The following is a 16,020-nucleotide window of genomic DNA, read 5'->3' as shown; positions in this document are numbered from 1 at the left end:
CACTGTGTTAGCAACAGTTATTTCATTCACATTTCAATATTATTTCCTTTTTAATAGGCTAGAGACTAATCATTTAATCTTAGTTTTTTAGCTAGAATATAATCACTTACAAAATATGATAAAGTACTTAGGGTTAAAGCCGCTACTAACTCAGGTAAAAGAAAACTCAAAAACTGTCTCCAAATGATGTATGAAATAAAGCCAACGAACATAGATATTAAAGCAGCTTGCCAATGAAAATTTTTCTTAAGAATTGAAAAAACAATTACTGGTATCATAACTGGAATGTAGAACTCGGTAATAATCATTATCACTTCAAGAATTGAAGACAGATAACTAGCTATAATTATGCAGATTATTCCCATTAACAGGGTATATAGTTTCGCAGCTTTAAGTTTTTGTTTTTCTGTCATTGGCTTCAACACGCCTATAATATCTTCACTAAATAGGATACTGCCTGCATTTAGTACAGTATCCTGAGACGACATGACTACACCTAACATGGCAATAATGAAAATGCCATAGAGTATGCCAGGAAAATGTTCTGAAGCAATATGAAGTAATACTTGATCATTATTATCAAGTTCAGGATATAAGTAATACCCTGTACTTCCTATAAAAACCATTAAGACAAGCCATATGGCCATAAATACACCTGCGGCAACAGTCGAATTTCGAGCAACTTTATTGCTTTTTGAAGCAAGAAACCTCCCTAGTCCACCTGAATCAAGGCCTGTTGAGCTAAGAAGCCATAATACTCCGAAACTGAAGATTCCAATTATTGGATGCGAATCAAATGCGCTTGTTGTCTTGGAAGAAGTTGCCTCTATGTAATCTTTCCAAATAAACCGGTCCTCAGATAATATCAAAATAGCCAATATGGGTATCAGAATTATAAAATGAACAAATTGAATTGAATCTGTTTGAATAGTAGCCCTAATACCACCAAAATAAGAATAGCATATTACAATGGTAGTTACTATTACTATAGACCATATTTTAGAAAAGCCAAAAACGTTATTCACTAATTCACCACCGGCATAACTCATAGCCACTGTGATAGACCCGAAAAAAAGAAGAGAGAAAACTCCAGTAGCCAGTCGAACAAATTTATGATTGTGACTTTTTATACCTCCAACTAAATCTCCAATAGAATATATATCATTGAATTTATTTCTAATTCTGGGAACTAAAAAGATGCCAACCAGTATCAAACCCAATCCACAAAGCGGAAGAAGATAAGCCAAAAACATACCTCTTGAAAAACCTTCCCTCACTAACCCCATAGACCAACCTGGCCCTATAAAAGAAGCACAAAGCGAAGAAAAAATAAGAAAAAAGCCAAGGCCTCTTCCTGCTACTGAATACTCCTCAAAATTTCCTTTTTTTCGGGTAAAGAGGATGAAGCTAAAATACAATATTCCGAAAATTAGGATTACCCATTGGCTTGAGTTCATATGACTCTTATTGAGAGTTTGACTGAATCACAGCTGTGTTAGTTGCTTCCAAAATATTCTCCGTTTCTTCATCAAATATGTTCCAACTATTAACCACTGCTATAGTTTCGAATTTTGGAAATACCAGAAGGTATTGATTACCAAAACCATGACAAGCCCAGATTTCTACACCATCTTGATCGTCTCTCCACCATTGATACCCATATCCTTTTTCTTTGTCGAAAGAGACCTGTTTTGTGACACTCTTTTTTACCCACTCAGAAGAAATTATCTGTTGTCCATTCCATTTACCTTCTCTTAGCATTAAAAAACCAATTTTCGCCAAATCTTGGCCTTCTAAATACAATCCACCCTCAGTATCGGTATATCCAGTGGGTGTTTTTTTCCAATGATAGTTTTCTATTCCCAGAGGTGTAAATAGATGTTTCTCTGCATATTCGTCAATGTATAATCCAGTTGCTTTTTTGATGATCCCTGACATTAGTTGACTCCCCCCGCTATTATAAACCCATTTAGTTCCTGGAATCGTGTCCATGGGTTGATTCAATGTAAACTGAATCCAATCTTGACTTGCTTCAAGCTGTCCGGTAGTATTTGTTGAATCTATTGGCCTGTCTATTTCATGCCATTCCATCCCCAGTTGCATAGTCAGCAAATTTTCTAAGGTTGCAGTTTTGAGAGATTCGTCAGCCATTGATAAGTCGTAATCTTCAAAAAAATCAATTACTCTGACGTCTGTACTGCTAATATCACCTTCTTTAATTGCAACGCCAATCATAATAGAAGCAATTGATTTGGTAACAGATTGTAGGGTGTGAATCTTTTGATTTTGATAATATGGATGCCAATTGGGATGATAATAATTATAGTCTCCAAAAATCGTCGAATCTTCACAGGTTGCAAATCCGCATCCAAGAACACCTGACTTTCCTTTACTTATTTTTTCGTAGTCATTCGTAAATGATTGGTCAAATACCAACTTTCCATTTTTAATTAAGAGCAGTTGGTCAACATTACCGTAAACTCCATTTGCAATCCTATTCAATAAATCATCAAAAGGCTTACTATTCAGGCCTTCAGCCTCAAAAGTTGAAATTTTCCAAGATGCAGTGGGAAACTGATTTTCTTTATTGTGATTATCACATGATGATAAAAAGAAAAAAAGGATACTGATAATAGTGATAACCTTATTATCCATAGTTTGTATTTATTGTTGATAACGGTTTGTGTAAAGATAGTTGCGTGTGCAAGCAACTAACTTACTAAAAATGGAACGAATCATAGAAAAACCATAATGATTTTCTAATAGGCGAGAACCAAGCAATTATTTTTACACGGTGTTAGCTACATTTTTTATTTCTTCCATTTAACTTTACTAGGTTCAACAGAACTAGATTCCGTTTTTGAAGGGAAATTATCAGGATTTTCAATACTCACTTTGCCAGTAGCAGCCCATTCGGCTCCTCGTGCGAAAAGCGTTTGAAAACCAACAGAGTAAATAGCCTCATTTTTATTTTCACAAGAATTTATTCCATTGATAGCATTCTCGTATTCCTGTTTCATAACATGTCCAAGAACAGTTACAAATACCCTTCCTTTCCCATAATTAGTAGTCCATGCTATAGGTTCATGGTCTCCAGAACCCCAAGTGTTTTTGTCAGAATATGCAGTAGCTATAATTGTTATATTTTGGGCTGGCCCTCGCAAACCATGATATAATTCATCTTTTGATTGTATCCACTCTACTGGAATGCCTTTAGAAATGGGATGTTCAGTATCTCTCATAGTCACAAGAAATTCATGTTGTTTTCCATGGCCGACTCCGACTCCGTGGTATATAGGAGTTCTGACAAAATCACCGCTGCTTTCGTTCCAGAAAATATGTTCTCCCGCATCTGATTTATACCATCCTAACCCAATTACTTCATGAAATTTTGGCCAATCATAAAAAGAACTAACACCTTGATGAGTTATGACTAGATTACCTCCATTTGCTATGTAATAAACAAATTCATTTCTTAATTTTTCAGGCATATCACCACCAAGTCTTGATGATATTATCAATTGATAATCTTTGAAATTATAATTGAATTTCTCCCAGCCATCTTTTTCTTGAACAAAAAACTTGTCAATCGAATAATTTCCCGTGTTATTCAGTACTTCCTCAAATACGTCTGTTATAATATGCACATCGTGGGCATACTCGTTTTGTAGAATCAGGACATTGATTTTTTCTTGACCAAATAATGGGAAAGAGAAAGTAATTAATAATATGCCGATTGTTTTTTTCATGTTTCTGATAATTATAGATAACGTTGGTGTTTGCGCATTGGTGGCATATTAAAACCGCGTCCTGTCCCCGTGCACAAACTATATAAAAAAATATAACTTAATACCCTGACATCCTGCCACCATTGCACAAACATTTTGTTGTGGGCTGGCCGCTTTCAGCTTTGTTTCAAATTACCTTACCTAAGATTATCCATCACTGTATTTTAAGAATTTCTCACCCGTGTAGGTGTTGTCCCGCGTGGTAACGACCACTTTAGCATCCCCTTTGGGTAACAACTCGAAGGTTACTTTTAGAGATCCTCTCCCAGATTCAAATGTATTGTTGCCTATGTAATTAAAACTTGCGATCAACTGACCGTTTCTTTTCATGAACAATAAGTCGTCTCTCTTTATGAACTCCAGGGTACTGTTACTGTCCATTCTGTATAGACCGGTAATCTTATTGTATACTTCCTGGTCGAGCGGAAATTCTTTACTCAGTACAACATCGAATGTGACTGAATGCTCCCCGGATGAATTTTTGACAATTTCCAAGATTCTGTTCACAGCCTGCGGAGAGGATGCCGATGTGTCCGTATCATTGTATTTGTCGCCTTTAAAATAAATTTGCGTAATTAAGTCTTGTTGGTCGGCAACGGAAACCCGCATATGGATATGGGCTGGTCGCCAGGATTCATCATTATTAGGGTCAGCTTTGTAAGGAACTGGCACAATAGTTTTGAAGGCATACTTTCCGTTCTTCTCGGTCTTTATTGCTCCCCTGAATAAAAAACTATCAGAAGTATTGTCATAATGTTCATTCTCATCACATTGCCATATTTCAACGTGTACATTGTCCAATGGAGTTTTTCCATCTTCTTTAAAAATTGTTCCAGTTAGGTTCATCGGAATTCCTTTCGAATCAGGTGGAATAATATCACTTCTCATTGGCGCACCCGGCCTATAAAAGGGTCCAAGAATGTCAGTGGTTGTTGGAGTGTCTCCGACAAAGCTCTTGCCATTCCATTGAATGGATCCAAATGCGCTAATACTCAAAGCGGTGAGAGATGAATTTTTGATAAACGATCTTCTTTTCATAGTGCCATTTTTAAATGATTTATTACTCTTATGTCTAGGTAAGATACTTCTATATCCGGATTTTTCGAGTTGTTCTAATTTGTCCAGTGGTTTGCCCACAACGGTCTCGGGTTAATAAGCGTTAATTTTCGGTTTGGCACTTACTTTAGCAATTCCTAGTAGATTCGGACGTAGTCGAATCCACTGTAATTTCGGTTATGCATTGTTAGCAACTGGCATTTATTCATTCAATATTTTTTGGATATCCTTTTGTACACTTATTTGTGTTCTCATTAACTCTTCCATCATTAATTTTAGTAAGATTTTTTCTTTTTTACCCGTTTCAGTCAGGTTGGAATAAATGAAATCCAAAAGTTTATTCTGTTTGTACTTTAAGAGTTCATTCCCTTCTTCTATATCTGTCAAAACAGATAATTTACCGTATTCAATCAACTCTATTTTGGAGTTCGATAATGCCCTCCAGTAATTAAGTTTGATACGAGGGCCATTAATGCCCCCAGCTTTTTCAATGATAGTAATTAATGGTAATGTTTCGTTATTCGAGTAAGAATCAAGGGTATCTACTAATGCTTTTTGGTATGGGTTTTTTTCAGTTATTTCTTTATCGGTATCCCCTAATTCCTTTTTTAAAGATAAATAGAAGTTGTCAATATATTTTCTGTCTTTTCTATCTTCATTCCAATTATCTATCCACAATGCAATTAATACACCCAATAGAACAGGTATTATATTTTTAATAAATTCTTTAAAATTATTTTTCATTATTGTGTTTTGTTCTGCTTGTTGCTAACGTTTAGTATATGAAAAGTAGGCGATTTCGAAGTTCGAAATTTTCGGCTAAACACAAATTTTAATAGCCGCCACAAGCCTTAATTTTATTGATGTTTCGCCTATTTTTTAAATACATTGTTGGCGGTATTTTCTATTCTAATTTTCGTTCTAAAATTGTATCCTTCCATTGAATCATCAAAAGGTCCATTCCCTGGAATCCACATTCCTCCAAAGTTTAGATGAAAATCCTTGCAATTTTGGTTAGCGAGTCTAAAATCCTCTTCATAATTGTCAATCATAAACAATAAACTGTCCGCATTTGAATAGGTCTTTAATTCAGCAGTCATTTCGAAAGTTAAGGAGTCTTTTGGTTCTAAGTTTACGGAATAGTAATTGTGTTTTTTATTCGCTGGTTTTGGAGTTCTATCAATTAATAAATCTTCACCACAATACCAATTCGGTAAAAACTGAATTGATTTAGTAATATCCTTGTCAAGTGTTAATGGTAAAACGGAATCTGTTTTATTTACGAGTTTAAGTTTGAACTTGAAAGGTTTGTCAAGTTGTATCTGTTCTGGTGCTTCAATAATTTTAGTTACATTATAAAATTCATCCGTTTTACAGGAACCCAATCCGACTACTGCGAAAATTATGATTATCAGTTTTCTCATTTTAAATTACCGCCAACGGTCTCGTGTATGAGCAGTAGCGGATTTTAACCCACTAAACTGTCAGATAGCACAGACCTTTGATTTATAGTTTTATGTTTCAAAATAGCACTGTACCCGCTATTGCTTATACACAATGTTGTGTGCCTGTGCTTTATTTTTTCTGTTCGTCTGTGCGTTGGGGCAGCCATACTCTTTGGCAAGTTTTGGTTTGCGGGTCGGCTTTGAGCGACTTGCCAATGTGTATGGATGCTAAGCGTTGGCATTAGTTTCTTCTTTACTGTTCGCTGAATATTTCAAGTCCGTTAATTCTGATTTCAAGTAGTCGTCATTTAGAACTTTAATCAGTTGTTTGGCTTCCGCTTTACTCGAAATATTGAATTTTCCGTTTGCTTCATCAACAGTCACAGGAACTCCATAGTCTCGAATTATTCTGTGATAGTCAGCAAAGGTCTTTTGTCGGAAGTATTCTTTCTCTCTCAATTTGTTGAGCTTATTAATCGAATGCTTGTCGTCTTCTAAAAACCCTCTCAGTTCGTCAAAATTCTCAATGATATCAATTGATTGTATGTCGTCCAAGGTTTCATTAGCTACTTGTCTCTTGACTTCTTCGTAAAGGAGAGTCTTTTCAAAATTGGTCTTATTCTCAAAAATCAAAGTGCCATTAAATGCAAATACATCAAAGTTTCCATCAATGGTCAAAACGTTTTGGTCAAGTTTTCTGAAAACTGTTTGACTGAATATGAGGGCAAGTTTACCACCAGTATCTAAAACTTTCTGAGGCGTAATTTTTCTTAAAAAATAGAAATCATTGCCCTGAATACTAAGCTTTATCCATAAAGCCCAAATATCCGAATAAGGTAATGTCGTGTTGTCGTAATAGATGGGGTTTTCATCATCTAACTCAGCCAACTTTTCGAGAACAATACCATAGAATGGAACTTCATCACTTGGATAGAACCAATTAACGGTTCTATCAGGCGTAAGTGCTGGATTATATGGAATTAGGTCGTATTGTCGTCTTATCAAGCGACTTCTTATTTTGGGATAGAATGTATCAATGATTTGTTGATCCAAATCTTCATGCATTCTGCCTTTGTAAATATTTAAGTCAATTCCGTTTTCAGAATCAACAGGCTGGTCAAGTATATAGACTTCAACTGTTGGTGTTTCCTCTAAATCAAGGAATGCTAAGTGATTTAATAGATCGTCTCTAGTCATTCTGTTATCTTTTGTAGGTAAACATTAGATGTCAAGTGAACCACCTTCTCTGTTTGCCCTTTCTTTAATGCTTGTTTATGAATAATGATTTTCATTTTCTCTTTATCGTTCTCAATCTTTGAAATATGATATCCGAACAAGGTCAGAGTTGGATTTGTAAGAATGAGGTTGGTTTTAATGTATATGTGCCCAAGTATGTAGAACAATGCCACAGTTGACAGAATATTTTGCCAAGTATCAAATTTTAAACCTATAAACGGCAGAATATAGGTTGCCAAATAAGAGAGATGTTCTGCATGATTGTCCTGAATTCTGACAACCTTAATTTCTTCGTGGGATGACTTGATAACAATTTTGTAGAGGATAAAATAAAGCGAAACTGAACCGATAATTAATATTAAAAAGGCCAATGAAACTTTATTTAAAATCAGGGCTTCTTTGATGCCTATAAATTCATTTGCTTTCGTCCAAAGTTTGTCATTCAGGTTTTGAAAAAACAGAATGAAGTACAATGGAACGTATGAAATAACGAAAAGCAATATTTGAATTGTTAGTCTCATCTCTTACTTCTGTGCGTTTATTCCTCTGTTGATTAATTCTTTCACAACACCGAACATCATTGCCGAGAAGTCCTCTTTAAATTCCTTGTTGTCCGAATACAACTTGTACAGGTCAAAGTTGGTAGTGATATGCTTTAGCAGTTCTTCTCCTACAATTTTGTCACTGGTGATTCTTGCGTTCTGTTCGTCTGAATGTTGAATAGAACTTATCAACTCTTTGTTCTTAGCTACATCAGTTGCGATATTTTCCGCCATTTGACGGACTTTATCTGCGTCTTCAAATTCAGTTCCGTAGCGGTCGTTGAAAGTTTGAAGGATATTTGAAAGTTTGTCAATTTCAGGATCACTCACTCCGCCTCTCATATCGGTTGGAATAGGCTTCAAGTCTTCGCCCTGCTCTAAAACCACATTGGTTGTTGATTCCAATTGTAGGCGGTAACTGTCCATGTCAATATTGTCCAAAACTCCTTTTGCTAAATCCACAGAAGTATCACCACCAAATTTGTTTTGTAGGTGATTCAGGAAAATGTAAAGACGCTCCAAATAAGGATTCTCAAACGGTACAATCTGAGAAAGGAAAATATAAAGGCGAACGTATGTTTTGACTTTTGCCCTGAAATCTGCTTGCTGTTCTTCTTCTAAGTCGTCTCTGAAAATTGCAGCCGATTCATCTAATGATGCATGTAGCTGGTCAACTGGCACATTATTTAAAATCTTGTTTGAAAAATCTTCGACTTGTTCACGCGAATACACTTGATAGTTGTCTAAAGCATCTTGCAAATCAAACAGCTTGTTTGGATCCGTAGCTTCTCCAAGAATTGTGCTTTCAAAATATGGCTTGAAAGCATTTTCCATATCTTCTGCTGTGTTCGCAAAGTCAAGCACAAAAGTGTCTTTCTTCAAAGGGTGACTTCTGTTAAGCCTTGATAGGGTTTGAACTGCATTTACTCCGCCTAGTTTTTTATCTACATACATAGTGTGAAGTAAAGGCTGGTCAAAACCAGTTTGATATTTATTGGCTACCAGCAGAAAACGGTATTCATTCTTCTCAAATTCAGAAGGTATTGAGCTACTTGAAAAGCCGTTCAAACTTGCTTCTGTTTCTCCGTCAATTTCGCCTGAGAACGCTACAACCGCTTTATAAGGACTGTTAATGGATTTCAAATAAGCATCAAAGGCCTTTTTGTATTGCACAGCATTTTTTCGGCTACTCGTTACCATCATGGCTTTTGCTTTGCCGCCCATTCGCTTTTTCTGAATCACATTTTCCATAAAATGGTCAACCATCAATTTTGACTTTTTCTTAATGGCGTGTTCATGGCTTTCTACAAAAGCTTTGAGTTTCTTTTGTGCTTTCTTCTTGTCGTATTCAGGGTCATCCTCAATCTTTTTGAGTAAGGCGTAGAAGCTTTGATAAGTAGTGTAGTTCTGCAATACATCTTTGATGAAGCCTTCTTCAATCGCCTGCTTCATAGAGTAGAGATGGAAAGCTCTGAATTTGGTTTTATCTCTTTCTTGATAAGGAACTCCAAAGAGTTCTAAAGTCTTGTTTTTGGGAGTGGCCGTAAAAGCAAAATAACTGGCATTTGGCAAGAGTTTTCTTGACTTCACTAAAGCCCTGATTAAATCCTCTCCTGTTACTTCACTGTTTTCATTTTCGTCATAATCTTCCAAGTCAGATTTCAATTCGTCTTCATCATTTAGTTTGGATAAAGATTCATTAAGTTTCCTGGCCATCTGACCGCTCAAACTGCTGTGAGCTTCATCTATGACAATTCCAAAATTGTTTCCAGGCAATTCTCCAATTTCTTCTACTATGTGCGGAAACTTCTGAATGGTGGTTATGATGATTTTCTTTCCGTCTTCCAAGGCAGTTTTGAGTTGCTTACTTCCTTCGGTAATCGCTTCTACCACACCACTGACTTGTTGAAATTGCTTGATGTTTTCTCGGATTTGAGCATCCAACACTCTACGGTCTGTAACGACAATAACCGTATCAAAAATGTTGTTACTTCCTGACTTGTCGTGCAAGCCAATTAACTGGTGCGAAATCCAAGCGATTGAATTGGACTTGCCTGAACCTGCGGAATGTTGAATCAAATATTTCTGTCCCGAACCTTTTTCTTGTGCATCTGCCAAGAGCTGTCTTACTGCGGATAGTTGGTGGTAACGTGGAAAGATGAGTTTTTTTTCCTTTTTAGTTCGCTTTTTGCCCTTGTCGTCCGTGTATTCTTTTTCTTCGGTAATGAGCTGAGAGAAGTTTTGAATGATGTCTGTTAGGCTATCCTTGGTTAGGATTTCTTTCCAGAGATAATCTGTTTTTATTCCTCGGTTTGGTGGATTTCCAGCTCCATTGCTATTGCCCTTGTTAAATGGTAAGAAATACGAATGCTCGCCTTTTAGTTGAGTACACATCCAAACTTCTTCTGTGTCAACAGCAAAATTGACAACCAAACGCCCCAAGCGAAATAATTCCTCATTAGGGTCTCTGTCCTTTTTGTATTGGTTGATGGCGTGTTTTACATTCTGTTTGGTTAGTTCATTTTTTAACTCAAAAGTGATGACAGGCAAGCCGTTAATGAAAACGACCATATCCAAGGAATTCTTGTTTTTAGTAGAGTAGTAGACCTGACGAATGACCGAAAAAATATTAGCTTGGTACAAGGCACTTGCGCTGGCATTGTAAGCCGAAACAGGCTTGTCATAAAACAGCTTGAGTTTGGTATCTGTAAAGCCATCAACAATGCCTTTTCTTAAAACTTCAATTACCCCTTTGGCTTGAATGCGGTCGTTCAGACGTTTGATGATTTTTTGGCGATACAACTCTTTGTGATACCGCTTGAGCTTCTCGACCGCTTTGGGTTGGGTAGTTTCTAAAAATTGAAACAATAAGTCTTCATCTAAACAGGAGACATTATTGTAATCCGTACTTTCTCTTTGGATGTACCTATTCGCCTCTACCAAATAGTTGGTGATATGACTTTCTAAGCCCTTTTCTGTGGTATCTGTACTTTTACTCATTCTTCAATTTCTTCGGTTTGATAGTCCGCTTCATTCTCAGCTGCTAAACTCAATTCCTCTTCTAAATCTTCAAAACTCTCATCTTCGATTGATTCTGGAATTTCAAAATCCCTGACATCAATTTTTCCAGTAACGGCCTCTGCGATAAGGGCTGTTTTGTATTCTTGGGTCAAGAGTATTTCCTGGTTTATTTTGCTGATAGTTAATTCAATATTATCCACTTCCGATATAATGTGGTCTATAATAGACTGCTGTTCATCCAATTCTGGCAAAGCTATTTGCAGTGGGTTTATGTGTTTGTTATTGATTTGAGGGATGGTGGTAGTATCTGCTATTTCAATAAGATTCCTGTTCTTTATCCATAGTGCAATAAAATCGATATTTACCATTTTCGAATTTAGCTTGAGCCCCATTACATTTGTGTCAAAAACAGATCTATCAGTTGTAATTGCAATTTTGTTTGTGCTGATTGCAGCTCCTCTTTTTGGAATCAATAAAATATTACTAGGATGAATTTTCTTTAACTCTGCATCATCAATTCTCCAAGTACTTTCATTCAATCTATATCTATTATCAATATTGTTTAATTGCTCAACCTTGAAATAATCAACGCCACCCTCATCTAAAAACTTGACTTGTTCAGGAGAAAATCCTGAAAGTATTTTTGTAAAGTATTTAAACTTCCAAACCCTCCATTTTTCTGGTATCATTCCCAACCACTCAATGCCACTAACTTTCATTTTGGCATTGGGGTCTAAGCCTTTGGTAACGGCTTGGTTAATAATGGCCGCTTTTTGCTCGTTGAGTAGTTTAATGAGTTGCTTTTTCTTTTGGATAAATCTGTTGATTTTGGCGAGTTTGTAATCGAGAAAAGCTGCAATTTTGATTTGTTCTTCTGGTTCAGGAATTAGCAGTGTTTCCCTTTTAAATTCTTTGTAACTCAATGACTGTCTTACTCCACCGCCAAGATTGTAGAAATACTTTATGGTGTCTAAAAAGTGCAGTTGGTAATAAAAGTATTTGGAATGTATATCTTCATTCGGAACGATACCAACATAGGCATTGGTGATAATGCCTCTTTCAGGGCAGTAGCCAACTCTCAAGCTCTTTTTATCATTTTGCAGGTCGGTAAAACGTAGAATAATGTAGCCTTCTTCAATTATTTGATAACCTTCAAATGAAGCGGGTACTAAGCCAGTAGCATTGTCAATGTCCTTGCGTTTCAGTTTACCATAACTCAGAGAAAGAAGATTTCGCTCAACTAAACCAATGTTCTTGACTTTGTTTTCAGTATAAATCATTCTCAAGTCAGTTTCCTGCCAATGACTTGGAATTTCCTCTTGCCAAAGCGTTTTAGAAGGTTTATAGCTTGTGTATTTCTTCTTTGCCATTATTCCACAATCTCTTTTAATAAACCATCTGTTTCTTTTTCCAACTGCATAATATCATTCTCAATATCAGCAAGATCTCGAAGTGGTTCGTGTTTGTAGAAATACTTAGTGAAAGAAATTTCATAGCCCAACTTCATTTTGGACTTATCATACCAAGCATCAGGAGCAAATGGTAAAACCTCACGTTCAAAATATTCTTGAATGTCCTCTTTCATGGGTACATTCTCAGTGTCTTTCAACTCCTTATCGGACTTGGGCTTACCCTTAGCGTCTTTGATTATTTCGCCATTAGCATTTCTTTCAGGTTGGTGTACAGTAATTTGGTAGAAACCAAAATCTTCATTGTCAAAAATTAAGCTGTATTCATTCTCTTCAAAGGCGAAGTACAGTTCCTGAATTTTAATGATGTGGTCATTTGTCAATTCTACTCGCTTGTCACCAAGTGGCTTTCTCATGTTCTTGTAGAATTCAGCAGAAGAAGCATTGATAAGTTGAACTTTGCCTTTCCTTCGTTCTTCTTTCACATTGCTGATTATCCAGATATAAGTTGAAATACCTGTATTGTAGAACATGTCATTAGGTAACTGTATGATGCATTCCAAAAGGTCATTTTCTAAAATATATTGACGAATTCCGCTTTCTCCGCTTCCAGCATCTCCAGTAAATAGGGCGGAACCATTTTGAACAGAAGCAATTCGACTACCGCCATCTTTTGGGTCTTTCATTTTGGAAAGCATGTGAAGCATGAACATGAGCTGCCCATCATTGCTTCTGGAAGTCAAGCAAGTTTCTTCTAACTCACCTTTAAAGGTTTTGATTGGTAGATTAAATCGTCTGTCAACAATGCTGACTTTCTTTTCTGTACCTACGTTCAGTTTTCCAATATCCTCTTTCCAACTTGTTCCATAAGGCGGATTGGTCAGCATGAAGTTGAACTTCAAATCAGGGTCAAAGCCATATTCGCTAAGCGTAGAGCCGTACTTGATTTTGTCAGGGTCTTCATTTTTTAGCAACATATCTGATTTACACACAGCATACATTTCACCTGTATTTTCCTGTCCGTACAAGTGAAAGGTCGCTTTCGATTTTATCTCACCATCAGGATTGGTCGCATAGCGTTTAGATTGTGTCAACATTGCACCTGAACCCGCACAAGGGTCATAAACCAAGTAAGTTCCTTGCTGTATTTTGTCTTTTACGGGCAGGTAAACCAAATGGGTCATCAGTTCAATGATTTCTCTTGGTGTAAAGTGTCGTCCTGCCGCTGCATTGGTCTTTTCGTTGAACCGTCTGATTAAGTCCTCAAACATGTAGCCCATTGCCATAGGCGAAATCTTTTCTGGTCGTAGTTCAACTTTCGGACTACAGAATTTTTCAATCAAGGAAAAAGTGATTCCTGTATTTTCAAAGGTTTCTAATTGGTTTCTGAATTTGAACTTTGAAATAATGTCTTGGACATTTTCAGAATAGCCATTTAGATAGTCCAAAAAGTTGGCGTCAATATTTTTCGGGTCAGCCAGCAACTTTTTCATTGTGTAAGGCGAAGTATTGTAAAACGCCAATCCAGAGCCATGTTCTTTGCTTGTCAGTAGTCCTGATAGGTTGTCAATTTTCCCTTTGAACTCATTGTGTGTTTTAAGCACTTTGTCTTTTGTTGGCTCTAGTGCCAAGTCCAACCTTCTCAATACCGTCATTGGCAATATCACGTCCTGATACTGGTTTTCAAGGTATTTGTTAATCAATACGTCATCCGCAACAGTCCAGATGAAGTTGATAATTGGTTGTAAACTTTGAGTATCTAAATTCATTTTATGTCTATTCTTCTTTATTCGTTTCAGTCGAGCGTTGGCAAAAATTCAAGCTCTTTTGGTTTTTCAGCTTTGGCTTTGCGTGTCGGCAAAAACCAAATGTGCTTGAATGTGCGTTGGCTTTCTTCGCATGGCACACAACGATTGTGTATACGAAACTAGTTTCGCATATATTTTATATATCTAACTTGTCCAAAGGACTTTGAATCTGATTGAACCCTTTGGTAGTCACATGGGTGTAAACCTCCGTGGTTTTAGAACTTTCATGTCCTAATAAGCTTTGAATATATCTTAGGTCAGTTCCATTTTCCAACAAGTGAGTTGCGAAGGAATGCCTTAAGGTATGGACAGTGATATTTTTTTTGATTCCCGCCGTTTTTACTGCTTTTTTTAAAATCGCCTGAATACTTCTGCTTGTATATTGTACAGGCTTTTCAGAGGTACTTCTTAGTCCTTCAAAAAGATAGTAAAAAGGTTTGTACTGTTTGAAATATACCCTCAATAAATCCAGCAACTTTTTGGATAAGATGGTGTACCTATCTTTTTTCCCTTTAGCCCCTTCAATCCGGATTTGCATCCGCTTGGAATCAACCGCATGAATGGGAAGATCAATCAATTCACCAATCCGTAATCCCGCTGAATAAATTGTGCTCAAAATTGCCAAATGTTTGATGTTTTTCACTTCTTTTAATATCCTTTTGATCTCTTCTTCACTACAGACTACAGGAAGTGTTTTTTCTCTTCTGGGACGTTCCACAAAATACAACTTTCTTTTACCACCTAATACTTTCTCAAAGTAAAATTTGATGGCATTAATTGCTTGATTTTGATAAGAACTGGATACTTTTCGATCAGTGACCAGGAATCTTGAGAATTCTATGACATGTTTCTCATTCAATGAATCCATGTCTTCGGCTGGAAAATGATTGATAAACTCCTCAAATAAAGGGATATAGGTCTTGATGGTGTTTTCGCTGTATCGTAACTCTACAAGCTTATCCTTAAAGGATTCAGGAGCAGGTTTGTACTGAGCGACTTCCTCAGGCTTGAGTTTGGTAATCCCTGTTTTGGGAGGCTCCATTTCTATTCTTAATGAAAGACCTGCTTGGGCGCTGTGAACTTTTATTTCTTCTAAAAATTGTTCAGAATAGGGTACCGTCCACCATTTGTTTTTGCTATCCCATTTTGCATAAGGGATAGTTTTAATGTGTTTTATGAGTGTAGGAATATATCCAAAAAGGAGTTTGATTCTTCTGTTTTGGGTTATTATCGCCAATATTCCAGTTTTCTCAATGGTCGTTTTGGGTGTGGTGGTGGATTGGTGTCGTTCTTCTTTTGTCAGTTTACTGATTCTTTTTCCGAAATAAGATTCCAGTTTTTCCAGGTTACCGGGATAATGGGGGATTTCCCAAAGAAAAAGGTCTTTATTCCAACGTGAATAAAGAATGCCTCTGACATAGCCGATATCAGCTTCATTTTTTGGCATTTTCAAAAGAATCTTTCTCCCTTTTACTTCTATTTCAACTGCTTTATTCATTAAAAAATATTGAAAAGTTGCGTATATACAGCTATATGGTAAATATGCGAAATAATTCTAAATAATTAGTTCATCTATTAATTATTGTATTGATGGAATTGTATTTATTACAAGTGGATTAAATTCAGGATTTAGGTTCTTTGATTTAAATTACAAGCTGAACAGAATTCAGAGAATTCAGATTTACCAATCTTAACGCACGATTTTATGGCTAAAA

General features: G+C 36.4%; 12 protein-coding genes. All 12 read right to left on the bottom strand.

Translation table 11 applies throughout. The features are described from left to right. Positions 1 to 65: 65 nt before the first annotated feature. On the bottom strand, positions 66 to 1,457 hold the full coding sequence (locus JYB62_RS06865; protein WP_205644668.1) for a sodium:solute symporter family protein: 1,392 nt from the start codon (positions 1,455 to 1,457) through the stop codon (positions 66 to 68). Positions 1,458 to 1,464: 7 nt separating this feature from the next. Continuing rightward, positions 1,465 to 2,655, bottom strand: coding sequence for a serine hydrolase domain-containing protein (locus JYB62_RS06860; RefSeq protein WP_205644667.1), 1,191 nt, complete (start codon positions 2,653 to 2,655; stop codon positions 1,465 to 1,467). Between the two features lie 155 nt (positions 2,656 to 2,810). Continuing rightward, positions 2,811 to 3,749, bottom strand: a complete 939-nt coding sequence (locus tag JYB62_RS06855; protein WP_205644666.1) for a ThuA domain-containing protein — start codon at positions 3,747 to 3,749, stop codon at positions 2,811 to 2,813. A gap of 186 nt (positions 3,750 to 3,935) precedes the next feature. Then, on the bottom strand, positions 3,936 to 4,826 hold the full coding sequence (locus JYB62_RS06850) for a dioxygenase family protein (RefSeq protein WP_205644665.1): 891 nt from the start codon (positions 4,824 to 4,826) through the stop codon (positions 3,936 to 3,938). Between the two features lie 219 nt (positions 4,827 to 5,045). Beyond that, positions 5,046 to 5,588 (bottom strand): hypothetical protein, encoded by a 543-nt coding sequence (locus JYB62_RS06845; RefSeq protein ID WP_205644664.1) that lies wholly within the window; start codon positions 5,586 to 5,588, stop codon positions 5,046 to 5,048. Between the two features lie 128 nt (positions 5,589 to 5,716). Next, positions 5,717 to 6,268, bottom strand: a complete 552-nt coding sequence (locus tag JYB62_RS06840) for an EVE domain-containing protein (protein WP_205644663.1) — start codon at positions 6,266 to 6,268, stop codon at positions 5,717 to 5,719. 249 nt (positions 6,269 to 6,517) lie between these two features. Then, positions 6,518 to 7,486, bottom strand: coding sequence for a Kiwa anti-phage protein KwaB-like domain-containing protein (locus JYB62_RS06835; RefSeq protein ID WP_205644662.1), 969 nt, complete (start codon positions 7,484 to 7,486; stop codon positions 6,518 to 6,520). Then, positions 7,483 to 8,046 carry an anti-phage protein KwaA gene (gene kwaA, locus JYB62_RS06830; protein WP_205644661.1) on the bottom strand — a complete coding sequence of 188 codons (564 nt, stop codon included), beginning with the start codon at positions 8,044 to 8,046 and terminating at the stop codon, positions 7,483 to 7,485. The genes JYB62_RS06835 and kwaA overlap by 4 nt, the downstream gene beginning before the upstream one ends. Before the next feature lie 3 nt (positions 8,047 to 8,049). Continuing rightward, positions 8,050 to 11,067 carry a type I restriction endonuclease subunit R gene (locus JYB62_RS06825; RefSeq protein ID WP_205644660.1) on the bottom strand — a complete coding sequence of 1,006 codons (3,018 nt, stop codon included), beginning with the start codon at positions 11,065 to 11,067 and terminating at the stop codon, positions 8,050 to 8,052. Next, entirely contained in the window at positions 11,064 to 12,458 is a 1,395-nt protein-coding gene (locus JYB62_RS06820) for a restriction endonuclease subunit S (protein ID WP_205644659.1), read from the bottom strand. The genes JYB62_RS06825 and JYB62_RS06820 overlap by 4 nt, the downstream gene beginning before the upstream one ends. Next, the gene (locus JYB62_RS06815; RefSeq protein WP_205644658.1) at positions 12,458 to 14,266 is read right to left on the bottom strand and encodes a type I restriction-modification system subunit M; all 1,809 of its coding nucleotides are present in this window, start codon (positions 14,264 to 14,266) and stop codon (positions 12,458 to 12,460) included. The genes JYB62_RS06820 and JYB62_RS06815 overlap by 1 nt, the downstream gene beginning before the upstream one ends. Before the next feature lie 175 nt (positions 14,267 to 14,441). Continuing rightward, the gene (locus JYB62_RS06810) at positions 14,442 to 15,803 is read right to left on the bottom strand and encodes a tyrosine-type recombinase/integrase (RefSeq protein ID WP_205644657.1); all 1,362 of its coding nucleotides are present in this window, start codon (positions 15,801 to 15,803) and stop codon (positions 14,442 to 14,444) included. Positions 15,804 to 16,020: the final 217 nt, after the last annotated feature.

The sequence above is a fragment of the Algoriphagus lutimaris genome, from assembly GCF_017051705.1.
In the GTDB taxonomy this organism is placed as follows: Bacteria; Bacteroidota; Bacteroidia; order Cytophagales; family Cyclobacteriaceae; genus Algoriphagus; species Algoriphagus lutimaris.
Note: the sequence above shows the minus strand (reverse complement) of the source record. Positions and strands in the feature narration are given on the sequence as shown.

Bases quoted from the DNA above. Each gene is read 5' to 3' on its own strand.
- JYB62_RS06850 (WP_205644665.1), bottom strand. From the start codon at position 4,826: ATGAAAAGAAGATCGTTTATCAAAAATTCATCTCTCACCGCTTTGAGT.
- JYB62_RS06840 (WP_205644663.1), bottom strand. From the start codon at position 6,268: ATGAGAAAACTGATAATCATAATTTTCGCAGTAGTCGGATTGGGTTCC.
- JYB62_RS06820 (WP_205644659.1), bottom strand. From the start codon at position 12,458: ATGGCAAAGAAGAAATACACAAGCTATAAACCTTCTAAAACGCTTTGG.
- kwaA (WP_205644661.1), bottom strand. From the start codon at position 8,046: ATGAGACTAACAATTCAAATATTGCTTTTCGTTATTTCATACGTTCCA.
- JYB62_RS06860 (WP_205644667.1), bottom strand. From the start codon at position 2,655: ATGGATAATAAGGTTATCACTATTATCAGTATCCTTTTTTTCTTTTTA.
- JYB62_RS06825 (WP_205644660.1), bottom strand. From the start codon at position 11,067: ATGAGTAAAAGTACAGATACCACAGAAAAGGGCTTAGAAAGTCATATC.
- JYB62_RS06855 (WP_205644666.1), bottom strand. From the start codon at position 3,749: ATGAAAAAAACAATCGGCATATTATTAATTACTTTCTCTTTCCCATTA.
- JYB62_RS06865 (WP_205644668.1), bottom strand. From the start codon at position 1,457: ATGAACTCAAGCCAATGGGTAATCCTAATTTTCGGAATATTGTATTTT.
- JYB62_RS06835 (WP_205644662.1), bottom strand. From the start codon at position 7,486: ATGACTAGAGACGATCTATTAAATCACTTAGCATTCCTTGATTTAGAG.
- JYB62_RS06815 (WP_205644658.1), bottom strand. From the start codon at position 14,266: ATGAATTTAGATACTCAAAGTTTACAACCAATTATCAACTTCATCTGG.
- JYB62_RS06845 (WP_205644664.1), bottom strand. From the start codon at position 5,588: ATGAAAAATAATTTTAAAGAATTTATTAAAAATATAATACCTGTTCTA.
- JYB62_RS06810 (WP_205644657.1), bottom strand. From the start codon at position 15,803: ATGAATAAAGCAGTTGAAATAGAAGTAAAAGGGAGAAAGATTCTTTTG.